This is a genomic window from Empedobacter stercoris, assembly GCF_025244765.1.
GTDB classification, from domain to species: Bacteria; Bacteroidota; Bacteroidia; order Flavobacteriales; family Weeksellaceae; genus Empedobacter; species Empedobacter stercoris.
On record NZ_CP104209.1, the window covers coordinates 2293329 to 2310967 of the forward strand.

Annotated in this window: 17 protein-coding genes; 11 read left to right on the forward strand and 6 right to left on the reverse strand. The window is 31.9% G+C overall.

What is annotated here, in order from left to right; translation table 11 throughout:
* Positions 1 to 3 precede the first annotated feature (3 nt).
* The gene (locus NZD85_RS10885; RefSeq protein WP_260541799.1) at positions 4 to 2214 is read right to left on the reverse strand and encodes an NADP-dependent isocitrate dehydrogenase; all 2211 of its coding nucleotides are present in this window, start codon (positions 2212 to 2214) and stop codon (positions 4 to 6) included.
* Between the two features lie 353 nt (positions 2215 to 2567).
* Here NZD85_RS10885 and NZD85_RS10890 point away from each other — a divergent pair, with 353 nt between their 5' ends.
* From NZD85_RS10890 to NZD85_RS10940, 11 genes are all read left to right on the forward strand, one after another.
* Positions 2568 to 3515 (forward strand): endonuclease/exonuclease/phosphatase family protein, encoded by a 948-nt coding sequence (locus NZD85_RS10890; protein ID WP_260541800.1) that lies wholly within the window; start codon positions 2568 to 2570, stop codon positions 3513 to 3515.
* Between the two features lie 27 nt (positions 3516 to 3542).
* Positions 3543 to 4016: an Lrp/AsnC ligand binding domain-containing protein gene (locus NZD85_RS10895; RefSeq protein ID WP_225539142.1), complete on the forward strand. Its 474-nt coding sequence runs from the start codon at positions 3543 to 3545 to the stop codon at positions 4014 to 4016.
* A gap of 9 nt (positions 4017 to 4025) precedes the next feature.
* Positions 4026 to 4769, forward strand: a complete 744-nt coding sequence (gene deoC / locus NZD85_RS10900; RefSeq protein ID WP_260541803.1) for a deoxyribose-phosphate aldolase — start codon at positions 4026 to 4028, stop codon at positions 4767 to 4769.
* A 227-nt stretch (positions 4770 to 4996) separates the two neighbouring features.
* A complete protein-coding gene (locus NZD85_RS10905) occupies positions 4997 to 5860 on the forward strand; it encodes a helix-turn-helix domain-containing protein (RefSeq protein WP_260541804.1) in 864 nt (287 codons plus the stop codon).
* Positions 5861 to 6030: 170 nt separating this feature from the next.
* Complete coding sequence (locus NZD85_RS10910) at positions 6031 to 6597, forward strand: hypothetical protein (protein ID WP_260541805.1); 567 nt, start codon at positions 6031 to 6033, stop codon at positions 6595 to 6597.
* A gap of 50 nt (positions 6598 to 6647) precedes the next feature.
* Positions 6648 to 7454 (forward strand): fimbrial biogenesis chaperone, encoded by an 807-nt coding sequence (locus tag NZD85_RS10915; protein ID WP_260541807.1) that lies wholly within the window; start codon positions 6648 to 6650, stop codon positions 7452 to 7454.
* Complete coding sequence (locus NZD85_RS10920) at positions 7444 to 8469, forward strand: hypothetical protein (RefSeq protein ID WP_260541809.1); 1026 nt, start codon at positions 7444 to 7446, stop codon at positions 8467 to 8469. Before NZD85_RS10915 ends, NZD85_RS10920 begins: the two co-directional genes overlap by 11 nt.
* Before the next feature lie 102 nt (positions 8470 to 8571).
* Positions 8572 to 11289: a COG1470 family protein gene (locus NZD85_RS10925; RefSeq protein WP_260541810.1), complete on the forward strand. Its 2718-nt coding sequence runs from the start codon at positions 8572 to 8574 to the stop codon at positions 11287 to 11289.
* 39 nt (positions 11290 to 11328) lie between these two features.
* Complete coding sequence (locus tag NZD85_RS10930) at positions 11329 to 11736, forward strand: DUF4184 family protein (protein ID WP_260541812.1); 408 nt, start codon at positions 11329 to 11331, stop codon at positions 11734 to 11736.
* 151 nt (positions 11737 to 11887) lie between these two features.
* Positions 11888 to 12892: an IS30 family transposase gene (locus NZD85_RS10935; protein WP_260544574.1), complete on the forward strand. Its 1005-nt coding sequence runs from the start codon at positions 11888 to 11890 to the stop codon at positions 12890 to 12892.
* A 67-nt stretch (positions 12893 to 12959) separates the two neighbouring features.
* Positions 12960 to 13169 (forward strand): hypothetical protein, encoded by a 210-nt coding sequence (locus NZD85_RS10940; RefSeq protein ID WP_260544576.1) that lies wholly within the window; start codon positions 12960 to 12962, stop codon positions 13167 to 13169.
* 44 nt (positions 13170 to 13213) lie between these two features.
* Here the strand turns inward: NZD85_RS10940 and NZD85_RS10945 are convergent, their stop codons facing one another.
* The 5 genes from NZD85_RS10945 to NZD85_RS10965 all read right to left on the reverse strand — a co-directional run bounded on the left by NZD85_RS10945 (position 13214) and on the right by NZD85_RS10965 (position 17596).
* Entirely contained in the window at positions 13214 to 14059 is an 846-nt protein-coding gene (locus NZD85_RS10945; protein ID WP_260541814.1) for an IS3 family transposase, read from the reverse strand.
* 14 nt (positions 14060 to 14073) lie between these two features.
* Positions 14074 to 14502, reverse strand: coding sequence for a helix-turn-helix domain-containing protein (locus tag NZD85_RS10950; RefSeq protein ID WP_260541816.1), 429 nt, complete (start codon positions 14500 to 14502; stop codon positions 14074 to 14076).
* Between the two features lie 101 nt (positions 14503 to 14603).
* A complete protein-coding gene (gene mvaD, locus NZD85_RS10955; protein ID WP_260541817.1) occupies positions 14604 to 15671 on the reverse strand; it encodes a diphosphomevalonate decarboxylase in 1068 nt (355 codons plus the stop codon).
* A gap of 14 nt (positions 15672 to 15685) precedes the next feature.
* Complete coding sequence (locus NZD85_RS10960) at positions 15686 to 16687, reverse strand: NAD-dependent epimerase/dehydratase family protein (protein ID WP_260541818.1); 1002 nt, start codon at positions 16685 to 16687, stop codon at positions 15686 to 15688.
* Positions 16688 to 16693: 6 nt separating this feature from the next.
* Positions 16694 to 17596 (reverse strand): CorA family divalent cation transporter, encoded by a 903-nt coding sequence (locus tag NZD85_RS10965; protein ID WP_260541819.1) that lies wholly within the window; start codon positions 17594 to 17596, stop codon positions 16694 to 16696.
* Positions 17597 to 17639: the final 43 nt, after the last annotated feature.

Sequence of the window (17639 nt, forward strand, 5' to 3'; positions counted from 1 at the left end):
ATCTTAGATTGCGTCTACAATTGCATTTAATGTCGCTGATGGGCGCATTGCTGCAGTTGTTTTAACGAAGTCAGCTTTGTAGTAACCTCCAATTTCTTGTGGTTGACCTTGTGCTGCAATTAATTCTTCGTTAATTTTTGCTTCATTCTCTTGCATTGCTTTTGCTACTGGAGCGAATTTAGCTGCTAAATCAGCATTTGCTGTTTGGTTTGCTAAAGCTTCTGCCCAATACATAGCTAAATAAAAGTGAGATCCACGGTTATCGATAGTTCCTAATTTACGTCCTGGAGATTTATCAGTTGCTAAGAATTTTGCATTTGCTTCATCTAAAGCATCAGCTAAAGTTTGTGCTTTTGCATTTCCTTGCGTTTGAGAAACATGCTCTAAAGAAGCTTGTAAAGCTAAGAATTCTCCTAAAGAATCCCAACGTAAGTAACCTTCTTCTACGAATTGTTCGATGTGTTTTGGAGCAGATCCACCCGCACCAGTTTCGAATAATCCACCTCCGTTCATCAATGGAACGATAGATAACATTTTAGCAGAAGTTCCTAATTCTAAAATTGGGAATAAATCTGTTAAATAGTCACGTAATACGTTTCCTGAAACAGAAATTGTATCTTTTCCTTCTCTTGCACGTTTCAATGTTTCTTTCATGGCATCTTTAACGTCCATGATACGGATATCTAAACCTGTTGTATCATGATCAGCTAAGTATTTTTCAACTTTTTTGATGATTTGTTGATCGTGAGCTCTTTCTTTATCTAACCAGAAAATTGCAGGTGTATCAGATAAACGAGATCTGTTAACTGCTAATTTTACCCAATCTTGGATAGGTGCATCTTTTGTTTGACACATTCTGAAAATATCAGTTGCTTCAACTTTTTGCTCTAATAAAGTGTTGCCGTTAGCATCTTCAATTTTGATTGTTCCATTTGCAGGAGCTTGGAAAGTTTTATCATGTGATCCGTACTCTTCAGCTTTTTGAGCCATTAAACCAACGTTAGGAACTGTACCAATTTTAGTTGGATCTAATGCTCCATTTTCTTTCATATCGTCTACAACAGCTTCGTAGAAACCAGCGTAAGAACGGTCTGGGATAATTGCTACAGTATCTTCTTCAGCACCATCCTTGTTCCACATTTTACCTCCGTTTCTTACTAATGCAGCCATAGAAGCATCAACAATAATATCAGAAGGAACGTGGAAGTTTGTAATTCCTTTATCAGAATTCACCATTGCAACACGTGGTCCATTTGCTAAATCAGCTTCGATAGCAGCTTTAATTTCTGCTTCTTGCGCATGACCTTTGATTTTTTCGAATAAATCGGCTAAACCGTTGTTTGGATTAATATCTAATGCTTTGAAAGTATCAGCATATTTTACGAAAACATCTTTGAAGAAAGTTTCAACGATAGCTCCAAAAATAACTGGATCAGAAACTTTCATCATTGTTGCTTTTAAGTGAGCAGACAACAATACGTTTTTATCTTTTGCTTCTTGAATCGCTTCTTGAACAAATGATCTTAAAGAGTTTAAGTTCATTACAGAAGAATCAATTACTTCTCCAGCTTTTAAAGGTGCTGCTGATTTTAATTCTTGAACAGAACCATCTTCTCCGTAAAATTTGATTGTATATTCAGTTGCGTTTTCTAACGTAGTTGAATTTTCAGTACCATAGAAATCACCAGATTTCATATAAGCAACTTTTGTTTTGCTGTCTGTAGCCCAAGCTCCCATTTTGTGAGGATTAGCTTTTGCATAGTTTTTAACAGCTTTTGGTGCACGACGGTCAGAGTTTCCTTCACGTAAAACTGGGTTTACAGCAGAACCTAAAACTTTTCCGTATCTAGCTTTGATTGCTTTTTCATCTTCATTTTTTGGTTCAGCTGGATAATTTGGTACAGCAAAACCTTTCGCTTGCAATTCAGCAATTGCTTCGTCTAACTGAGGAACAGAAGCCGAAATGTTAGGTAACTTAATGATGTTTGCTTCCGGAGTAGTCGCCAAAGCTCCTAATTCTGCTAAAGCATCAGGAATTCTTTGTTCTTCTTTTAAGAATTCAGGGAAATTAGCTAAAATACGACCAGCTAAAGAAATATCTGGAACTTCGATTGTAATATCAGCTGTTTTAGTGAATCCTTGTACGATTGGCAAAAATGAGTGAGTTGCCAACATCGGAGCTTCATCCGTAAGTGTGTAATGAATTTTTGACATTATGTTTTAAATTTTTTTGAGACTATTTTAATAATAGTCAATTAAAAATACATTTTTTCAATTTTGAATGCAGAAAATGCAAACTTTGCAAATATACAATATTTAACAGATTAAATTGACCATAAATCAATCATTTACACTAATTTTAGTATAATTTTTAACATGATTTTTGATAGGTCGTCAAGTTAATAATTTATTGAAACAAAATTGTTCAAGTTGATAATTTTTTACTGTTTTTTTTTTCAACTTCATGTATAATTTCACTTTTGAAAGAGCTGTCTATTTAATTCTTTTTAAGAAACCAATTTTTATACACTTAGTTTCTTTCTTAATTTTGCATAAAAACAATTCTTTTGAAACAAAATCTAGTGACAATCGCATTTTATAATGTCGAAAATTTTTATTCTAAATCTTCAGACGAATCTTTTTTGCCCAGTAATTTTATCAAATGGAAAGATAATCGTTATGATACAAAGGTGAAAAAGATTGCATTCTGCATCTCTAAAATTGGAAAATTAGAAACAAATGAATTACCATGTTTGGTTGGTTTGGCTGAGGTTGAAAATGAAGAGGTTTTGCAAGATTTGATTCAAAATGATTTTTTGAAAGATGGTGATTATAAAACACTTTTATATAAATCATTAGACGAAAGAAAAATAAATGTTGGATTAATTTATCGTCAACAATTTTTTGAAGTTATAGAAAGCGAACCAATTAGATTTATCTTTAAAGATCAGTATGATACAAAATCTTATACACGAGATATTTTATATGTGAAAGGAAATTTAATTGGCGAAATTATTCATATTTTTATTGTTCATTTGCCTTCTAAAATTGATAAAGAAGTCAATCAATTAAAACGTCAACATATTTTAAAAACGATTCGAAAAAGAATTAACGATTTGTTAACCGAAAATTATTCGGCAAAAATTGTTGTGATGGGAGATTTTAATGATTCTCCAACAAATTCTGACTTAATTGATGAATTGGATACTCGTTCTAAACAAGAAGAAATAAGCAGAAAAGAATTATTCAATCCAATGGTCAGTCTACAATCGTATAAAAGAGGTTCTATGATCTTTAAAAAGCAATGGATGTTATTTGATCAGCAACTTTTCTCGCAAGGATTTTTAACTTCACAATCAAATTTAGAATACATCAAAACAGCTATTTTTGATGCGAATTTTCTGAAGAATAGTGGCGGGAAATCAAGCGGTTTGCCATTTAGAACTTTTGTTGGTGGAAAATATTTCGGTGGATATAGCGATCATTTTCCCGTTTATACCATTTTAAAATATTAAATTTGTAGCGGTTTAATTTTAGAAAAGGTGAGAATCCACGAAAATGGTCAAGTAGAGATTGATGGAATTGATAAATTGATTCTGAATGCTTTTATGGATGACGCTAATATTCCTGTGTCACAATTGGCAAAAGAATTAGGAATATCAAATACAGCGGTTCATCAACGTATAAAGAAGTTAGAAAATTCGGGTGTGATTAATTCGACAAAAGTTATCGTTAATCCATCTATTTTAGGATATTCTACAATGTCTTTTGTTGGGGTTTTTATGGATAAACCTTCATCTTATAAATTAGTCGTTAAAGCTTTGGAAGAAATTCCAGAAGTGGTCGAAGCTCATTTTACAACGGGAAATTATGGAATTTTCTTGAAAATTCTGAGTCGTGATAACCTTCATTTAATGAATGTTTTGAACAAGAAAATTCAGCAAATTGATGGTGTAACGCGAACAGAAACAATAATTTCGTTGGAGCAACCGATAGATAGACAAATAAAACTTTAATATACAAAGATGAATATTAATCAATATTTAGACTCGACGTATCTTAAAACGCCTGAACAAGCAGGTATTTCGAATTCTGATACATTAGATATGGTGCACCAATTGGCGCAAGAAGCCATAGATAATCAGATTTATGCGGTGATGATTCGTCCTGATTATGTACGATCAGTTCGTGAATTATTGGATGAGAAAAAATCGAAAGTTGTTTTGGGAACTGTAATTGGTTTTCCAGAGGGAACTTACGATTTGAATGAAAAGTTGAGAGAAGCGCAAAAAGCGATTGCAGATGGAGCTGATGAATTAGATTTTGTAGTGAACTACGAAGCGTTCAAAAAAGGTGAAATTGATAAAGTAAGAGAGGAAGTAGAATCTGCTACTTCAGTAGCTTTACGTGAAGGTAAAGTTGTAAAATGGATTATAGAAACTGCTGCTTTATCGGACGAACAAATTGTTGAAATTACGCAACTTATTCGTGATATTGTTTTGAATAAAATTGGAGATGAATACGCATCAAAAGTATTCGTTAAATCTTCGACTGGTTTTTATAAAACAGACAATGGAGAACCAAATGGTGCAAACGAACATGTGATTAAGTTAATGCTTGAGAACGCTGGTTCTTTACCCGTTAAAGCTTCTGGAGGAGTTCGTACAACAGAAGAAGCAAAAAAGATGATTGATTTAGGTGTGAAAAGAATAGGCACTTCATCTGCTTTGGCGATTGTAAAAGGAGATCAAGGAGCAGAAGGTTATTAGAAAATTTCTACATTATAATACATTTAAAAGTCTCAATATTTATTGAGACTTTTTTTATTCATTAAAAATAAGCTTCCTTTTTTAGTTAATTTCTAAAAATACTTAAATAGCATATTGTATTTTATTATTTTTGGAGCCCTAAAATTATAACTTGATTTATATCAAGTGATTTGATTAAAAATGGTCGTAATTTTGCATAGATAACATTGATAAAATAGTATAGACTTATGTTGTTGAATAGTCGTAATGTTTATAATAATTTGATTTTTGATGTAGGTATAACTGCATTTGAATTGAATGATATCCTACAAATAGAGGAATTGAGAAAAGAGTTATCCGTTGATGAGTATTTTGGAATAATCTGGTCTGGTTCTAAAAAATTTGTTCATAAAATAAATGGAAAAGAATATTCGATTCCCAAAAATCATTTTCTTTTTATAGCTCCCAATATCTCCCAAGATTTTGTGAAACAAACTACTCGTACTGATGCTTATTATATTGTTTTTAAACAAGAGTTTTATTCGAAATCAATCGAAGAGAACTTGAAGTTAGAAAATTCTACACTTTTTTCGCGAGATATTATAAATATTGTTGAGAATAGAATTTGTTCTGCTCCAATTTTTGAGGCTAATTATTTGCAATATTTCTTTACTGCATTCGAAAATGAATTAGATATGAAGCTTGCTCATAATCTTTTGGAACGTATTATTATCAATGGTCAAATGGAAACATTTGATATGCAAAGCCAATTTATACAAGATGATTTTGATGTAGAACTTGCGACAAAATTCAAAAAACTTTTGCAAGAAAATGTCAAGGAAAATAAACAAGTATCTTTTTACAGTGATAAACTTTTTATTACAAAAAGAAGGTTAGATAAAGCAACTCAAATCGTTTTTGGAAAAACAGCAAAAGAAATGATTGTTGAAGAATTGATGAAAAATGCAAAGATTTTATTAGTCAACTCAAAAATGTCAATAAAAGACATTGCGCTGGAACTCAATTTCCTTCAAGAAACCAATTTTACTGCGTTTTTCAAGAAAAACACGGGGATTTCTCCGACTAAATTCAGACAAAGCACTCCGAATTAAATAGTTAGAAATGTCGTTTTTCATCATCTTTTGGTATGATTTAATCTTTTAAGAATAAAAAACAACTTCTACATTTGCAATCGCATTTGAGAATAACCAATCTTAAATATACAAACTACCAGATTGTTTAACAAATATTTTTTAATAAATTTTTAACAAATTATAAAATCATGAAAAAATTAGCATTTTTTTTAACAATTTTCTGTGGATTAGTTTCTGGAACAGCTTTTGCACAAGAGGCAGTGGGACCTAAAACAGCTTCAGCAACATTGAATGTAAAATTATACCCAATTCAAACAATTTTAATTGGAGGTGATAATATTGTAAACTTAGAATATCAAACAAAAGAAGATTATTCTAATGGTGTTACATCAAACATGAACGACCACTTAATTGTATATAGTACTGGTGGTTTTGCTGTAAAAGTGAAATCTGATAACGAAAATTTAGAATATACATCTAAAGATGGTAAAGATCATAAAATTGCTGTAAGTACAATTAATTTACAAGCAAGTTTAGGAACAGGGAATGAATTAACAAAGGCTAAGTTTCCTGAAGTTAAAAATTTAACTAATTCTGATAAAAATTTAATTTCTAGTGCAGTTGGTGGTACAGATTTAAAATTCAACGTTGCGTATAAAGGAAGAGGAAACAATGCTTATCTAAATAAATACTACAATGTTGAGAATCCTAATGTTTATACAACTACTGTAACTTATACAATTGAGGCACAATAATATAAAAAAACAGGAAGTGGTATTGAAAAATATCACTTCTTTTTTTGCTTATGAAAGTTCTTCGTTTTTTAACAATCGTTTCTTTTTTAGCATTAATCATTTCAACTAAGATTAGTGCACAATCAGGTATTTCTGTAAGTCCACCAAGGACTTATTTTGCGTTAAATCCTGGTGAGTCTGAGCGTAAAAAGATTTTGGTAACCAATGTAAGTGATGCACATACATTAGAGTTGTCTGTTTCTTTTAATGATTGGAAGTATGATGAGTTTGGAGGTAATGTAGTCTCTGAACCTAATACTTTACCAACAAGTAATGCAAACTGGATCACAGTTTTACCAAGTAATACATTTACACTTTTGCCAAGAGAATCGAAAGAAATAGAAGTTCTGATGCAAGTTCCTGAAAAGATAAATGCAGAGAGTGTGCATACAGCAATGATGTACATCACGCAAACAAATCCGATCGATGGACAAAACAAAAGTGGAGAAAATATTAAAATCTCGATTCGTACAGGTGTCAAAATTTATCAACGGTTAAATATTGCACGTGATACAAATGTAGAGTTTACAAATTTTGTTTACGATAAAACTGAAAACCGTTTGGTGCTTAATATTTCCAATGAAGGAAATGTTTGGAGCGAAGGAACGATTAGAAATGAAATCATTAATCAAGAAAATGGTCAACAAATAAAATTGCAAGATGCAGTTTTTTATAGTTTACCAACTGATAAAAGAATTGTATATATACCATTGCCAAAGGATTTGCCAAAAGGCTCGTATATTGTTACCTCAACTTTAAGTTTTGAGAAAGATGATCAATTGAAAATTGCTGAATTGACGTTCTCAAATGATAAATAATAATTTGTTTCAGAAAATAGTTTCAACAATTACATTATTGTTGACAATGGCAGTGTCTGCTCAGTTTACGTTAAATGCCCACAATAATGGTTGGGTGCAAGTAAATGGAAGTAGTGGAGTTACGGTGACTAATGTTGTAGCTGTAGAAATGCACATGTCTGGTGCTTTAAATTATAAAAATTGGTCTTTAGTTGCGCGTGTTGTCTCGCCTATTGTAAATTCTCAGAAAAAAGAATTTCCTGTCGAAAAACTGAAGCTAAAATTTAATAATTATACAACTTCTCAATATTATTCAGAGAATTATCCTACGCTAAATCAATTAGGAGTTATTCAGAATAACATCGCGATGAGTTTTTCTCCAAATTATTTTATCCGAAATTCTCCTTTGACTATTGCTACAACTACAGGAAAATATGGTGCAATTGTCTTGAATTATGATATTGTGATAGATGCAGGAACATATCTAAATGCTCTGAAATCATGGAACAATTATTCAATTCAATTCGAGTTTTCTTTATTGAATGAATTTGGAACCCTGATTGGTAAAAGTCTTTTTCCGATTGAAATGCAAATTAGTCCAAACGGAAATTACGAATCAGCTCCGACGTTTTCTATTGCGGTCGATGGTTCTGCTGTAAATGCAGAATTGGTTTTCAATACAATACAAGATTATAGAAATGGTGTGAAGAAAGAATATCAAAACGGCTTAATAGTTTCTTCTGATACTGCTTACGATATTCAAGTTTCGTCGCTTAATCAATATTTACAATCGAGTGATGCACAGAATTTGGAATTAAATTCAATCAATGTTCAGATAAAAGACATCGAAACAAATAATCTTTCTAAGGTTATAAAACTTTCGAATTACAATCAATCATTGATGACGAATAGTTCTAAAACAGCTTCAAAAAAATACAATATTATTTATTCTACAACTCCGTCGGATAATAAAATTTTGAATAGCAAACCTGGGAATTATTCAACTTCTTTGCTGTACACGATTACACCTTTGTAAAACAATATGTTCTTTTCAATTAATTATTTTCGAAGCGTATTTTTTATTCTGCTTTTCCTTGTTAGCGGACAAAACTTACTTGCTCAAACAATAAATAACGGATTGAAATTTAGTACAATAAAAGAAGTTAAATTAGAAGATAGCAACAACTTTTCTGTTATTCTTCAATTAGAAAATACAACCAATGATACGATAAATGCTCGTCTGGGACTTAAAATTCCTTCGGCTATAAGATCGTATTCGCAAGATAATCTTCAAATTAAAATCAATCCAAACAAGAAGGCTTTTATTCCAATGCAATTTACGGTGAGTAAATCGCAAATGGCTGGGAAATTAGATTTAGAATTCAATATTATTGATTTTTTAAGTAAAAAAGAAATAGGAAAATCTGTTACTTCAGTTGTTGTTTTGCAAAAGAGAAACATCAAAATTTTTCCTGTCCAGAGTAATATTTTTTACCGTCAAGAAGGAGATTCTATTCATTATGAATTAAAAGTAATGAATATGGGAAATCAAGCCGAAGAAATTTTGTTAACCAATGTACTTCCTGATTTCAGAGGAAGTTATACTTATAATAACAAACGACTTATAGTTGAAGCTTTTCAAGAAAAAATTGTTCGATTTTCTAAATATGTAGACCGAGATATGATTAAAATTGAAAGTTTTCAGGCAAATGTTTCGGGTTATACAACGACCAAAGATTTTGCAGGAAATGTGTTTTTTACCATTCAGAATGCAAGTTCCAATCGTGTGTATATAGATCCAACAATGCTAAATCAGAATTGGACCAATTTTTCTTCAAATTATGTTCGATTAACTGCTCGCGATATTAATTCTGCTAATGCGAATTATAATTTAATGGCTCATCAAGAATTTTCGGTTGGGTTGAATGAATTTGCATATAATATTAATGGAACAACTTGGAATAAGAATCAAGACATGGTTTTGACAGATTCTTGGGTGAAATATCAACGCAAAGACAAAGGAATTTTAATAGGATCAATCAATAACAACGATTTTGATATTCCAGTTAACGGACGTGGAGTGATGTTGTTTAATAATTATGATAAGAATGATAACCGAATTGTAGTCGGAACGGTCGAAAAAAATTACAATTTATTAGATGATTTGACGAACGATGTTTTCAAGAATAGCAACACAACTTTTGCGAATGGACGATTTTTAATAAAAGATAAAAACGAATTAGAAACAACAGCTTTGTTTGATAGAACTTATTCTACAACGAACTTTATTTTGACAAATGGTTACAAATGGATTACACCAAACAAGTGGAATTTCTCGATGAAATTTGGGTATGGTTTATCAAAATTTAAAGAGACGAACAATGTCGAAAACTCGATGTCGATTTCTGCAAATGTTTCTGGAACAATTGGTAAATTTGATTTTTATAGTTCCAATTATTACAGCTCAGGATATTATCCGGGGACACGACGTGGAGCATTGTATCTTAATCAGCGTTTTCAACGAACGTTTTCTAAATTTTCGTTGTGGTCTTCGTTAACGGTTACCAATAACAATCCGAAATCTATCGATCCATATTTGATGAATTATACACAAGCGAATGAGTCGAAAGCGTTACGTTTTGAGACGGGTATATCATTCAAATTGGCAAGTCATTTTAATGTTTCGATTTCTCCTAAATTGAATATAGAAAAATCAAATATTCTGAATTATGAGACGTTTAAGTATATGCCGATGGACTTTAAATCAGCTTATTTGAACGGAACATTTACGTGGTTGTCTAATTCTCGTGTGCATCAGTTGGTGTTGAATGCTTTGGGAGGATTTTCTGAGCTAAACGAATTGAGTAAGGTTGATCCAATTGTTTATGGACAATTAACGTGGAATGTGAAAAACTTTCAGTTAAACTCAATTTATCAACGAGGAAGTATGATGATTGCAGAGGTTTATTCGACGAATAATCTAAATCATCAATTAGAACGTTTTACAACTTCGGCGAGTTTTCGTCAAAGCTTTTTTCAGAAAAAATTGAATACGGCAGTTTCTACTTATTATAATATTGACAAAAATTTTGGAAATACCCTAACTTTTGGAGCTTCTGTGGATTATCAACCAATTGATAATTTTATTGTAAGTACACAAGCGAATTTTAGTCATTATGATTCGAAAACTTTTAACAACAAACAAACTTATTTGCAGGTTGGTGTTCAATATAATTTGCCTGCGAAACGCACTGTAACAGATGTAAAAGACGGAACATTAAATTTGTTTGTGTTTTATGATTACAATGCAAATGGTATTTTTGATGAAGGTGATAAAGTGGCTGATAGTCGTAATGTAAAGATAAATGAAACTAACTTTATTACAGATTTGGAAGGTAATATCAAGTATAAAAAAGTTCCATATGGTAATTATTTAATCAAACTTCCTGGACAAAAATGGTTTGCACAAGATTATGCGGTTAATATTAATTCTAAAACGACTTCTATTTCTATTCCAATGCAACAAACTGGTGTTGTGAGAGGGAAAGTTGAGTATGAATTATCTTCAAATTTGGAGTATCAGGTTTCGGCAAATTTATTCGGGTTTACGTTGGTTTTTAATCACGAAAATGGACAGATTTTTACAGTTAAAACAAATGATAGAGGTGAATATACAGCTTTTTTACCTGTCGGAAATTATACATTTCATCTTGTTGAAAATAGTTTACCAGAACATGTTTATGCAAAAACATATTTGAATAAAATAACGGTAGAAAAGGAACAAAATACAGAATATGAACCGCTTATTCTGAAAATTAAGGAACGAAAAGTTAACATCAAACGTTTTGGTAGTTAATGGATATTTTGATTTACTTTGCATCAAAATAAACTCTAAATGCCACTAACTTTTTGCCATCCAGCAATTATTCTTCCGCTAAAAAAACTAAAATCGAATTGGTTTTCGATGACGGGATTAATCATTGGTTCGATGTCGCCAGATTTAGAATATTTCTCTCGAATGGAGATTATAGCGACGCACAGTCATTTGTTCTGGGGTGTTTTGTATTTTGACTTACCAATTGCTCTTATTTATTGTTTCGTTTTTTACCTATTTGTCCGAAATATTTTAATTCATCATTTACCTATTTTTTTAAAAGAACGATTTGCTCAATTTCTAAATTTTGATTGGATTTACTATTTTAAAAAACATTGGATAATTGTGATTCTTTCAATTATAATAGGAGCTTATTCGCATCTTTTTTGGGATGCTTTCACCCACGAATGGGATATTTTACGAAATTAATTCCAGCTTTAGAGGAAACTTGGTTTCAAATTCCTTTCAATAATTTCGAAATAAAAGGATCTAAGTTCAACAAATAAGTGCAACTCAAATTAAATCATTGGGGGCTAGCCCCCAATGATTAGCCAAGTGCTAAATTTGATTTGTAAAAAAAATATATAAACAACTCGACCAGGAACAAAGATACCAAATTGGAATACTTTTGACCGCAGGAAAAAGCAAAAAAGATATTGCTGATTTAATAGGCGTACATAAATCTACCATCACGCGTGAATTACAAAGAAATATTGGCAAGCGTGGTCTACACGCAGGTAGCTATATTCCTGATTTGGCGCAAGAAAAAACAAGTTTAAGGCACAAACAAAAAAACAAGGCAGTAAAATTCACAAAGTCGCTTAAAAATCAGGCAGCTAATTGGTTAAAGAATGAACAACTAAGTCCAGAATTGATTGCTGTAGAATGGAAGTGCATGGGCGTTCAGGGTGTTTCTCTAGAATGCATCTATCAATGGATATGGGACTGTAAAAAGAGTAATCGCAGAGCTGACGCGCCCTATAAAAATCTGTATAAATTTTTAAGACATGGCAGACGCAGATTCAAAAGAGGCAACTATAAACAAACCCGAGGTATAATCAAAGACAGAGTATCCATTGAGAAACGTCCAAAAGTAGTTGAACAACGAGAAAGATTGGGAGACATCGAAGTCGATTTAATGATGGGGAAAGACCACAAATCAGCTCTATTAGTGATGACAGACCGAGCAACTTTGGTAACCACCTTAGACAAATTGCAAGGAAAATACGCTCAAAACATTCAAGAATTAATCAATAAAAGAATATCCAGAATAGGTAGCAGCTGGATCAAAACCATGACTTTTGACAACGGAAAAGAGTTTGCCGGACACAAACAAATAGCCGAAAAACACCATATCAAAACCTATTTCACCCGACCCTACACCTCGCAAGATAAAGGAACTGTTGAGAACAGAATAGGCTTGATAAGAAGATTTTTACCAAAGAAAACAGACCTGAATTTAGTAAGTAACCTAAGAATCAAACAAATAGAAAAATTAATTAACAATAGAAGAGTAAGAAAGTTTGGCTATATTAGCCCTATCGAAAAACTAAAATCTACTTGGCCAGTTGCACTTATAACTTGAACATGGCGGATATAAATTTCTACAACATTTTAGCACATTTTTAGGTGCGATTTTTATTGCTTTTTGGATTTATAAAATGCCAAAACAAATTCTTCCAAAAACTAAATTTGATTACATTTTTTGGTTAAAAGTAGTTCTATTTACAACAACTATTTTCGCAATACGATTAGTTTTTTTCCCGATAGAAATTGGATTAGGCAACATTATTGTCGTTATCGGAATGAGTGTTTTTTTGAGTTTGGTTATTTTTGGGAAAGGAGAAACCAATAAATTGTAACGTCCTGAAAAAATGATACAGGATTAGACCAATAAAATTTTATTTTAAACAGTACATATATTCGTATTTGTACTGTTTTTCTTTTTGTACGATTTTGGTATTAATTCTTGTTGTTGGTGCATTTGCATCGGCGTTAAATAATGGTTTGACAAGTGTGGTCTGAACTCATTATAAATCTCTACGGTTTGTTTGACCAAAATCTTTCTTGTATTCAAATCTACATTAAATTTATCAATATCATACTCTTGTTTTAAAATTCCATTAATTCTTTCGGCTATGGCATTCTCATAAGGATCTGATTCTTGTGTCATACTACAACGTATTTTATGCTTTTTTAATAACTTTTGATAATCATCGGAACAATATTGTAATCCTCTGTCTGAGTGATGAATAAGACTCTTCGGGTTTTCTTTTTTCAATGCCATTTTTAGAGCATTTAAACAAGATGCTGTAGCCAAAGAATCCGACACGTCAAAGCCTACGATTTTCTTAGAATAAGCATCGGTTATCAAGCTTAAATAGGCTGGGTTTTCTCTGTTTCCCAAGTAAGTTATGTCTGATACCCAAACATTATTAGGCTTTTTGTATTGATAATCTTTAATCAAATTTTTATGTTTTTTAAAACGATGATACGAATTGGTAGTTTTGTGATAACTTCTTTTGGAAATGATTAACAAATGGTTAGCCCTTAAGAAGTCAAAGAATTTGTCTCTGCCAATTCTTAAATTTTCAAGTTTCTCTTTCAAAAGAAAATACAGTTTCTTTCCACCCATTTTTGGATGAATCATTCGCAGCTCTGCTACCCAATCCACAACCTGCTGTGCATTTTGTTGCCGCTTTGCTCTTCGTTTCAAATGACGATAATAAACCTGTCGGTCAACCCCGAACAATTCACAGGAGAAACTTATGGTTTCTTTTTGTTCCTTTCGGAAAGAATCGATAGTTCGGGTGGTGAGTTTTTTCGTATATCAATTTGATATTCCTCTTCGGCAAGGTTAATCATCATATCGAAAATAATGGCTTTTTTATCAGCCACATAAGCTTGTTTCTCAAGTAAAGCCTTCTGCTTTTGCAAAAGCTTTACTTGGGCTTCAAGCTCCATGATCTTTTGTTCTGGTGACTTTGGCATATTCGAGGGTGTTTGGTTCTCCCAATCAAAGGTACCAAATTTTCTGAGCCAACTCATAACTGTACTTCGGGCTTGGATGCCATACTTACGGCAAGCGCCCACAGTAGATAATTCCCCAGACTCAATTTCTTTTACAACATTCAACTTAAAAGACATACTGTAATCGCGCTGAGTACGTTTGACATAATTGCTTCTTTCTTCCATAATAACGATTTCTTTTTTGTATCGCTATTTCAGGACGGGACAAATAATAGAATAAAAAAGGTCATCAAATAAATTGACAACCTTTTTTATTTTAGAAGTGATTAAAAACTCACTTTATCTTTTATGTAATTTCCGTTTTGACAGAATTGTTTTAATTCATTTTTGATGAAGATTTCAATCGCTTCCGCATCTTGCTCAGGATATAGTAAATGTACATTTGCACCAGCATCTAAAGTGAAATACAAATGATTTCCTGTTTCACGACGGAATTCCCACAATTTTTCTAAAGCTGCAACTGTATTTGGTTTCATCAAAATAAACGCAGGATTCGACATCATCATCATGGCGTGCAACGTTAGGGCTTCGTGTTCCACTAATTCTCCAAATGCTTTCACATCACCAGCTTTCAGAATAGCTAATAATTTTTCTAAATTTTCATTTGCTTCTACAAAACGACGTTCCGCATATGGATGTCCATTCATCAAGTTATGACCAACAGTAGAAGAAACTGATTTTTGACCTTCGTGAATCAATAAAATGGTATCATGAAAAGTTTTGAAAACATCATGAATTTCTGCATCAGGATATTTTGTTCCAAATAAATCTGAACTTCCTTCAATGAAGTCATTTTCTCCCCATTCAACCAAACCTTTGTAAACCGAACGACAAGCACTTCCAGAACCTAAACGTGCTAAAAAAGAAGCTTTTTTCAAAGCATTTTCTTCAGATAAATTTGCGCCTAATAAATTTTCTATTTGCACTAAACATAACGCCAATGCAGACATTCCAGATGCCGAAGAAGCAATTCCAGAGCTGTGTGGGAAAGAGTTGTGCGTATGGACTTCAAATTTATAATGCTTTAAGAATGAAATATAAGCGGTAATTCGTTCAAAAAAAGTAATGATTTTTGGTGCAAAACTTTCTTTTAATTCACCTTCCAAATAAACGTCTACCTCAAAAGTATCTGAAGTTTTTGGAGAAAATCTTAATTCAGTTTCCGTGTAACTATTCGTTAATGTGTAACTGATAGAGCTATTGGTTGGAATTTGATTTTTCTTTTTTCCCCAATATTTAACCAACGCAATATTTGATGGACTTTTAGCTGAAACGCTTCCTGATGTTAATTCTGAAGCAGTTATTGAAAGTGTTGAAATGAATTGTTGTTCCATAAAACAAAAGTAAACTATTTTGTAGAATTTAGTTTTTGAAAACGAGTATAATGATAATCCACGGCATCTTTTACCGAAATGAAATTGTAATCTAATGCTTTTACGACTTTGGAATTATCGTAATTTGTCACAGATGTTAACGAATAATAATTGGCTTTCGTCATGTATTTTCCTCCAAAAATGCGACTGAAAATAGAAAGGTTTTTAATGATTTTTAACGTTGAATTCGAAACATTTTTTACAGATCGCTTGCTATTGATTGCGACATAATCAAATACTTCTTTGTATGTTTTATTTTCAGAAATTACAATGAATTTTTGATTAAAAAGTTGCTTGTCAATCAACTGAAATAAAATATTGACAACGTCTCGTACATCAACAAAAGCTGTTCCGCCAGAAGGAGCATAATCATTTTTCGAGGAATTTTGTTGGAACAAACTTTCGCTTGCGCGTTTTGTATCTAACGTCCCGATGATGACACCTGGGTTAATAATAATTACCTTAACACCTTCTTGTGAAGCGCGCCAAACTTCCATCTCAGCTCTAAATTTTGAAATAGAATACGACGAATGCGTTAAGCTATTGTTCCAAGGAGAAAGTTCATCAATCATTTTTGTAACAGGATTAATATCATCCATGGAAGCAATCGAGCTGATAAAGAAAAACTCCTTTATTCCGGTATCTATCGCTTCATTTACTAAAGATTCAGTTCCTAAAATATTCGTATTGAAAATTTCTTCTTCTTGACGTTCATCAAATGAAACAAAAGCAGCAGCGTGATAAATTGTTTCAATCCCGTCTAATAAATTCGGAAGTTCAGTTATATCCAACAAATCACCATCAATCCAATGAATAAATTGATAAAATTGCGAAGCATTTTGTTCCGCAAAGAAATTTTGGATGGTTTCTGTGTTCGATGTTTTTCGTTTTAAAGCACGAATAGGTTGTTGCTTTTTTGCCAATTCTACCAACAAATGCGCGCCAACCAAACCTGTTCCTCCCGTTACGAAAATCATACTGAATTATAAATATTTTTTTTTCCTGAACCAAAAGTAAATAAAAATTACCACTAATAACATGACAAGTAAACAAATTGGATAGCCTAATTTGTAATTTAACTCGGGCATGAAATCGAAATTCATTCCATAAATTCCAGCGATAAAAGTTAAGGGTAAGAAAAATGCAGAAAAAATGGTTAAAGTTTGCATGATTTCATTCGATTTCTGACCGTTAATCGAAAGATAAATAGATAGTAAACTTTGGACATCATCAACAATTTGTGAATGCAAATGCAGCATTTTTACATTCTCTTCGATTAAATCTTGAGAGGAACTTGTGCGTTTATGATCTAATCGATATTCTTTCAACGCTTCTAATGTATAATCTAATATTTTTTTACAAGCGGTTGCTTCTCGTTTAATTTGATAAAGGTTTTGAAGTTTGATTCTTCTAAAATCATCTGAAAAAATCATTTGTTCTAATAAGTCAACACCTTCATCCATTCTGTAAGCCGGTTGTTCGTAAGTTTTGATTGTTTCGGAAATGATTCGATACAAAATTCCTTTAATCGTTATTTTGGATAAATCAGGATTTGAAAGATATTTTTCCTGAATACGATCAAACATATCCGTTTCTTTTTGATGAACAGTCACGATAAAATCTGTTCCTATGTAAATACTGATTTTGTGACTAAATTCTCGAATGATGTTTTTCAACATGCGATGTTCTTTATCAAAAAACCGAATCAATAAAAACGAAACATTTTGATCATCTGATTCGTATTTTGGTAAATGGCCAGGTTCTAAACTATCTTCTATCGTTAATTTCTGAAAATTATATTTTGTTGCAATTTCATCTAATTCTTCTTTCGTTGGATTATGTAAATTAATCCATTTGAATTTTTCGTTTTCAAAAAGCGTTTGCATTGAACGTGTTTTTTAATGTGTTAAATAACAAAAGATTATATTG

Excerpts from the sequence above, each read along its gene's own strand:
- NZD85_RS10930 (WP_260541812.1), top strand. The coding sequence starts at position 11,329 with ATGCCACTAACTTTTTGCCATCCAGCAATTATTCTTCCGCTAAAAAAA.
- NZD85_RS10910 (WP_260541805.1), top strand. The coding sequence starts at position 6,031 with ATGAAAAAATTAGCATTTTTTTTAACAATTTTCTGTGGATTAGTTTCT.
- NZD85_RS10905 (WP_260541804.1), top strand. The coding sequence starts at position 4,997 with ATGTTGTTGAATAGTCGTAATGTTTATAATAATTTGATTTTTGATGTA.
- mvaD (WP_260541817.1), bottom strand. The coding sequence starts at position 15,671 with ATGGAACAACAATTCATTTCAACACTTTCAATAACTGCTTCAGAATTA.
- NZD85_RS10960 (WP_260541818.1), bottom strand. The coding sequence starts at position 16,687 with ATGATTTTCGTAACGGGAGGAACAGGTTTGGTTGGCGCGCATTTGTTG.
- NZD85_RS10950 (WP_260541816.1), bottom strand. The coding sequence starts at position 14,502 with ATGGAAGAAAGAAGCAATTATGTCAAACGTACTCAGCGCGATTACAGT.
- NZD85_RS10920 (WP_260541809.1), top strand. The coding sequence starts at position 7,444 with ATGATAAATAATAATTTGTTTCAGAAAATAGTTTCAACAATTACATTA.
- deoC (WP_260541803.1), top strand. The coding sequence starts at position 4,026 with ATGAATATTAATCAATATTTAGACTCGACGTATCTTAAAACGCCTGAA.
- NZD85_RS10965 (WP_260541819.1), bottom strand. The coding sequence starts at position 17,596 with ATGCAAACGCTTTTTGAAAACGAAAAATTCAAATGGATTAATTTACAT.
- NZD85_RS10915 (WP_260541807.1), top strand. The coding sequence starts at position 6,648 with ATGAAAGTTCTTCGTTTTTTAACAATCGTTTCTTTTTTAGCATTAATC.
- NZD85_RS10885 (WP_260541799.1), bottom strand. The coding sequence starts at position 2,214 with ATGTCAAAAATTCATTACACACTTACGGATGAAGCTCCGATGTTGGCA.